Here is a 5,419-nt window from a genome sequence, read left to right as displayed (position 1 = left end):
TCAGCCCCATGGACCTGGAGAGCCGCCGGCGCTGGGAGCTCTACACCAAGGCCAAGGAAGTGATGCTTGAACGCACCCACATTCCCGAATCGCCCTGGTGGGTGGTGCCGGCAGACGACAAAAAGAAGGCGCGGCTGAACTGCATCCACCACCTGCTGTCACAGATGCCGTACCACGAGATCGAGCGGCCCACCATCGAACTGCCCGAGCGCATCCGCCATGAGGACTACCGCCGCCACCAGGTGCCCGGCGAAATCTACGTCCCTCAGGTGTACTGAACGACAAAGGCCCGCAGCAGCGGGCCTTTGTCATCCGGTGATCGGGGTCACTTGTACCCGACGCGGTCCAGCATTTGCTGCACCTTGGTCAGGTTCTTGGCCACCACGCCCAGGGGGATCTGTTCGGCCTTGAACTTGTCGCCACCCATGGCCTTGAGCGCCGGGTTGTCGATCTTCACGCCATTGGCGGCCGCGAATTCGTTGTTGCCGTTGGCGAAATAGTCCTGGGCAAACGGGCTGGCCAGGTATTCCATGAACGCGACGGCGTTGTCGCGGTTCTTGGCGTGTTTGGCCACGGCGGCGCCGGCGATGTTGACGTGCGTTCCCGTGGTCCCCTGGTTGGGGAAGATCACCTTCACGCGTTCGACCACGGCGCGGTCTTCCGGCTTGGTGGACTTGATCAGGCGCGCCAGGTAATAGGTGTTGGTCAGGCCGATACCGCATTCACCCGAGGCCACGGCCTTGATCTGGTCGGTATCGCCGCCCTTGGGCGCGCGGGCCATGTTGTCCACCACGCCCTTGAGCCAGGCCTCGCCCTTGGCGTCGCCCAGGCGTTCGACCACGGTGGCGAACAGCGAGAGGTTGTAGGGGTGCGAGCCCGAGCGGGTGCAGACCAGGCCTTTGAGCTTGGGATCGGCCAGCTGTTCGTAGGTGGCCACGTCGGCGGCCTTGACGCGCAGCGGGTCGTACACGACGACGCGGGCGCGGGTGGAGAAACCGGTCCAGCTCACGCCGTCCTTGGTGGCATCGGCACGCAGGTGCGCGGGGATGGCCGCGTCCAGTTTGGCGGACTTGATCGGCTGGAACAGGCCCTGCGCATCGGCGCCGGCCATGCGGGCCGCGTCCACCAGCAGGATCACGTCGGCCGGCGATGCGGCGCCCTCCGCCTTGAGGCGGGCCACGATGCCCGCGTCATCGGCGTCGACGCGGTTGATCTTGATGCCGGTGGTTTTGGTGAAGGTGTCGTACATCGCCTCGTCCGTCTGGTAGTGACGGGCCGAGTACACGTTGAGGACCTTGTCCTGCGCAAAGGCGGTGCCGTGCGAGGCGAGGGCGGCAACAGCGGTTGCCAGGACAATCGGGAGGCGGGCGAAAGTGCGCATGGATGACGACGTGCAAAGGTTTTGGACAAATGCAGACCGCCGTATCGGCGGCGACTGCGGTGACAATCAAGGTCATGCTAACACAAACGAGAATGGTTATTAATAAGTTATGGCCCCTGGGTGGGCTGGTCCTGGTGCTGGCGGGCTGCACCAGTGTTGTGAACCTTCCCGAGCCTGTGTCGCCTCCGGTGGTCACGGTGCCGCCGGTGCCCGAGCCGGCCAGGCGACCGCCGCGGCTGGGCTTGGCCCTGGGGGGCGGCGCCGCGCGCGGGTTCGCTCACGTGGGGGTGATCCAGGTGCTGGAGCAGAACGGCATCCGCCCCGATCTGGTGGCCGGCACCTCGGCCGGCAGCCTGGTGGCGGCGCTGTACGCCAGCGGCATGAACGGCGCCGAACTGGAGCGCGCCGCTCTGAGCATGGAAGAGGCCACGCTGACCGACTGGACCCTGCCCATCAACGGGCGGGGCGTGCTCAAGGGAGATGCCCTGGCCCGTTACGTGCGGCAGGCGGTGAACGGCCGTCTCATCGAGCAGATGGCGCTGCCCCTGGGCATTCTGGCCACCGACCTGGGCAGCGGGCAGGGCACGCTGTTCCGGCGGGGTGATGCGGCGCTGGCGGTGCGCGCGTCCAGCGCGGTGCCGGGCGTGTTCACGCCGGTGGCCATCGCCGGGCGCGAGTTTGTGGATGGCGGTCTGGTCGCGCCGGTGCCGGTGAGCCAGGTCCGCGCCATGGGCGCTGAGGTGGTGCTGGCGGTGGACATCTCCGCCGATCCCGAGGGCAACAACGCCAGTGGCATGTTGCAGGTGTTGTTGCAAACCACCGCCATCATGGGCCAGAGCATCAACCGGCACGAACTCAAGGGGGCCGACGTGGTGCTGCGTCCCGCCCTCAGCGGCGTCGGCAGCGCCGACTTTTCGGCACGCCAGCGCTCCATTGCCGCCGGACGCGCGGCCATGCTCGCCGCGTTGCCGCGCCTCAAGGCCGAGCTGGCCAAGCTGCGTCTGGTGGGTGGCTGACACCAGCCCGCTCCCAGACGGGCATAAAAAAAGCCCCGGCCTTGCGGCTGGGGCTTGAAGGGGTCCGATGAAATCGAATTTCGAAAAGGACCCGAGGAGACAACCAGAAAAAACGGGTTGGAAACCCAGCGCCGCTCTCTCAAGTCAGGCGCCAGTGTCCATGGGTTTGATTGTGATCGCCTTGATCGAAGTCAATGCTCCGATCAATGGGACACAACCAGCGCAAATCAGCGCTTCTTGGCGACAGGAGCCTTGGCGGCGCTGACGGCCTGGGCGGTCACGGTGTTGAAGTTGGCTTCGGCCATTTCGGTGGCTTGCTTGACAGCCTTCTGCACCGATTCCATGGCGTTGTTGGCGGCGGAAACGGCGCTCTTCATCACGGCCACGGCGGTTTCGGAACCGGCGGGGGCGTTCTTGGCGGCGTTGTCCACGACGGCCATGAACTTCTTCTGGGCGTCGGTGGCTTGCGCTTCAGCGGCCTTGCCGAACTCGGCGCCGGTGCCCGAAGCGATGTCGTACAGGTGGCGGCTGTAGGCCACGGTCTTCTCGGCCAGGGGCTGCATCAGGCTCGCTTGCAGCGTCAGCAGTTCCTGGGCGTCCTTGACGGACAGCAGGGCTTGCGTGCTGTTGGCGGTCTCGCTCAGGGCGGCCTTGGTGGCTTGCACGTTCAGCTCGACCAGCTTTTCCACGCCTTCGAAGGCTTTCTGGGTCAGGCCGAAGAGGGTTTCGATGTTGGCTTTTTGTGCGGCGACGATTTGTTCAGCGGTCAGCATGTGGGTACTCCAATAAAAAGAAAGGGTCAGTTGGTCAGTTGAGAGCTGCTCCCGAACTCCGCGCTGTCTCGACGCTGTTCTTCTCGTTCGCTTTGCTGCACTGCAACATGGTTCGAATTATAAGGATGCTCCGGACGGGTGCAAGCGATTTTTGTTGCATCGCAACAATCTAGATGTAACTTTCTAAAACCCAGTCTGGCCGCTGCGGTTTCAGTGGCTGGTCACAATCGGCGCAAGTTTTCTCGCGCCGCACCGTGCACGTCTTCTACGCCACCCAGTTCGTTCTGCCGCTGCCCCAGGGACACCGCTTCCCCATGGCCAAGTACGGCCGCCTGCGCGAACGGCTGGCGGCCGAATGTCCGTCCGTCCAGCTGGGCCAGGCACTGCCGGCCACCGACGGCGAACTGGCGCTGGTGCACCGTCCCGACTACATCCAGGCCATCGAGCAGGGCACGCTGAGCGCCGCCGCCCAGCGCGAAATCGGTTTCCCCTGGAGCCCGGCCATGGCCGAGCGCGCCCGGCGGTCGGTGGGTGCCACCATCCAGGCCTGCCGCACCGCCATGGCCGGCGAGGGCATCGCAGCCAACATCGCCGGCGGCACGCACCACGCGTACGCCGACAAGGGCAGCGGTTTCTGTGTGTTCAACGACGCCGCCGTGGCCGCGCGCCTGATGCAGGCCGAACACGCGCGCCGGCACCGGGCGCGCGGGCCGCTGAAGGTGGCCATCGTCGATCTGGACGTGCACCAGGGCAATGGCACGGCGCGCATCTTCGCGAACGACCCCTCGGTGTTCACGCTCTCGCTGCACGGGGAGAAGAACTTTCCCTTTCGCAAGGAGCCCAGCGACCTGGACGTGGATCTGCCCGACGGCACCGGCGACGGGGCGTATCTGGAAGCGCTGGAGCGTGCGCTGGACGAACTGGCGCACCGTTTCGAGCCCGGCCTGGTGATCTACCTGGCCGGCGCCGACCCGCACGAGGGCGACCGGCTCGGGCGCCTGAAGCTCACCTTCGATGGCCTGGAAGCGCGCGACCGGCGCGTGATGGACTGGGCCTGGCAGCGTCGGCTGCCGCTGGCCTTTGCCATGGCCGGGGGCTACGGCACCGACCTGGAGGTCACGGTGCAGGTGCAGATGAACACCTACCGCGTGGCGCTGGAATACCACGCCCGCTGGGCCGCACGGGCCGGCCACGGCGCGTGCGCGACCGTGACAGCGGCCTGACCGCCGCACAGGCAGAATCCGCCGCCATGAATGCCCCCGCCACACCGAACGCCCGCCCCCAGGCCAAGCCGCGCGACCATTACCGCGTGTTCCGCTCCATCGGCACCCGCTGGATGGACAACGACGTGTACGGCCACGTCAACAACGTCGTCTACTACAGCTGGTTCGACACCGCGGTCAACGCCTGGCTGATCGAGCAGGGCGCGCTGGACATCCACGCCGGCGAGGTGATCGGCCTGGTGATCGAGACGCAGTGCAACTACTTTGCACCGCTGGCCTTCCCGCAGACCATCGAGGCCGGCCTGCGCGTGGCGCATCTGGGCAGTTCCAGCGTGCGCTACGAGGTGGGCCTGTTCGCCGAAGGTGAGCCGCTGGCCGCGGCCTGTGGCCACTTCATCCATGTGTACGTCGACCGTCAGACGCGCCGGCCGGTGCCGCTGCCCGCGCTGCTCAAGACCACCTTGCAGACCCTCACCTGACCACCGGCCAGCTGGCGCCGGCGGCAAGTTGCCATAATTGACGTTAACGTAAACGTTAATGTGAACGTCAAACACAGGAGACCTTCATGAGCCAGAACCCACCGGTGCCTTCGCCCGTGATCGACGCTGCCAGCGTCGACGCCGCCATCACCAGCCGCATGTCGGCCCGCGCCTTTCTGCCGCAGCCGGTGCCGCGCGCCACGCTGGAGCACATCCTGCAGGTCGCCAGCCGGGCACCGTCGGGCACCAACACCCAGCCGTGGAAGGTCTATGTGCTGCAGGGCGCCAGCCGCGACAGCCTGGTGGACCAGTGCTGCGCCGCGCACGACGCGCTGCGCGCCGACCCGTCGCTGGCCGAACAGTACCGCGAGGAATACGACTACTACCCCACGCAGTGGGTCAGCCCCTTCATCGACCGCCGGCGCGAGAACGGCTGGAGCCTGTACGGCCTGCTGGGCATCACCAAGGGCGACAAGGACAAGATGCACGCCCAGCACCAGCGCAATTTCAAGTTCTTCGACGCACCGGTGGGCCTGATGTTCACGCT

6 protein-coding genes and 1 pseudogene are annotated in these 5,419 nt (G+C 66.3%); 5 read left to right on the top strand and 2 right to left on the bottom strand.

The features are described from left to right. Nucleotides 1-278 (top strand): annotated as a pseudogene (locus tag RMP09_RS09875) (polyphosphate kinase 2); the annotation flags it as partial. A gap of 47 nt (nt 279-325) precedes the next feature. Here RMP09_RS09875 and RMP09_RS09870 read toward each other — a convergent pair. Then, nucleotides 326-1,381 carry an extracellular solute-binding protein gene (locus RMP09_RS09870; protein WP_310565811.1) on the bottom strand — a complete coding sequence of 352 codons (1,056 nt, stop codon included), beginning with the start codon at nt 1,379-1,381 and terminating at the stop codon, nt 326-328. Between the two features lie 92 nt (nt 1,382-1,473). Between RMP09_RS09870 and RMP09_RS09865 the strand changes: the two genes are divergently transcribed. Further along, a complete protein-coding gene (locus RMP09_RS09865) occupies nt 1,474-2,397 on the top strand; it encodes a patatin-like phospholipase family protein (RefSeq protein ID WP_409559707.1) in 924 nt (307 codons plus the stop codon). A gap of 227 nt (nt 2,398-2,624) precedes the next feature. Here the strand turns inward: RMP09_RS09865 and RMP09_RS09860 are convergent, their stop codons facing one another. Then, entirely contained in the window at nt 2,625-3,170 is a 546-nt protein-coding gene (locus tag RMP09_RS09860) for a phasin family protein (protein WP_310565809.1), read from the bottom strand. Between the two features lie 254 nt (nt 3,171-3,424). Between RMP09_RS09860 and RMP09_RS09855 the strand changes: the two genes are divergently transcribed. The 3 genes from RMP09_RS09855 to RMP09_RS09845 form a co-directional block, all read left to right on the top strand. Continuing rightward, nucleotides 3,425-4,393 carry a histone deacetylase gene (locus tag RMP09_RS09855; protein ID WP_310565808.1) on the top strand — a complete coding sequence of 323 codons (969 nt, stop codon included), beginning with the start codon at nt 3,425-3,427 and terminating at the stop codon, nt 4,391-4,393. Nucleotides 4,394-4,419: 26 nt separating this feature from the next. Continuing rightward, nucleotides 4,420-4,872, top strand: a complete 453-nt coding sequence (locus RMP09_RS09850; RefSeq protein WP_310565807.1) for a thioesterase family protein — start codon at nt 4,420-4,422, stop codon at nt 4,870-4,872. 86 nt (nt 4,873-4,958) lie between these two features. Beyond that, nucleotides 4,959-5,419 (top strand): nitroreductase family protein (locus RMP09_RS09845; protein ID WP_310565806.1); only part of this gene is annotated, 461 nt, incomplete at its 3' end.

It is taken from the genome of Hydrogenophaga sp. (assembly GCF_031426985.1).
In the GTDB taxonomy this organism is placed as follows: Bacteria; Pseudomonadota; Gammaproteobacteria; order Burkholderiales; family Burkholderiaceae_C; genus Hydrogenophaga.
This window is presented reverse-complemented; position numbering and strand designations above follow the sequence as displayed.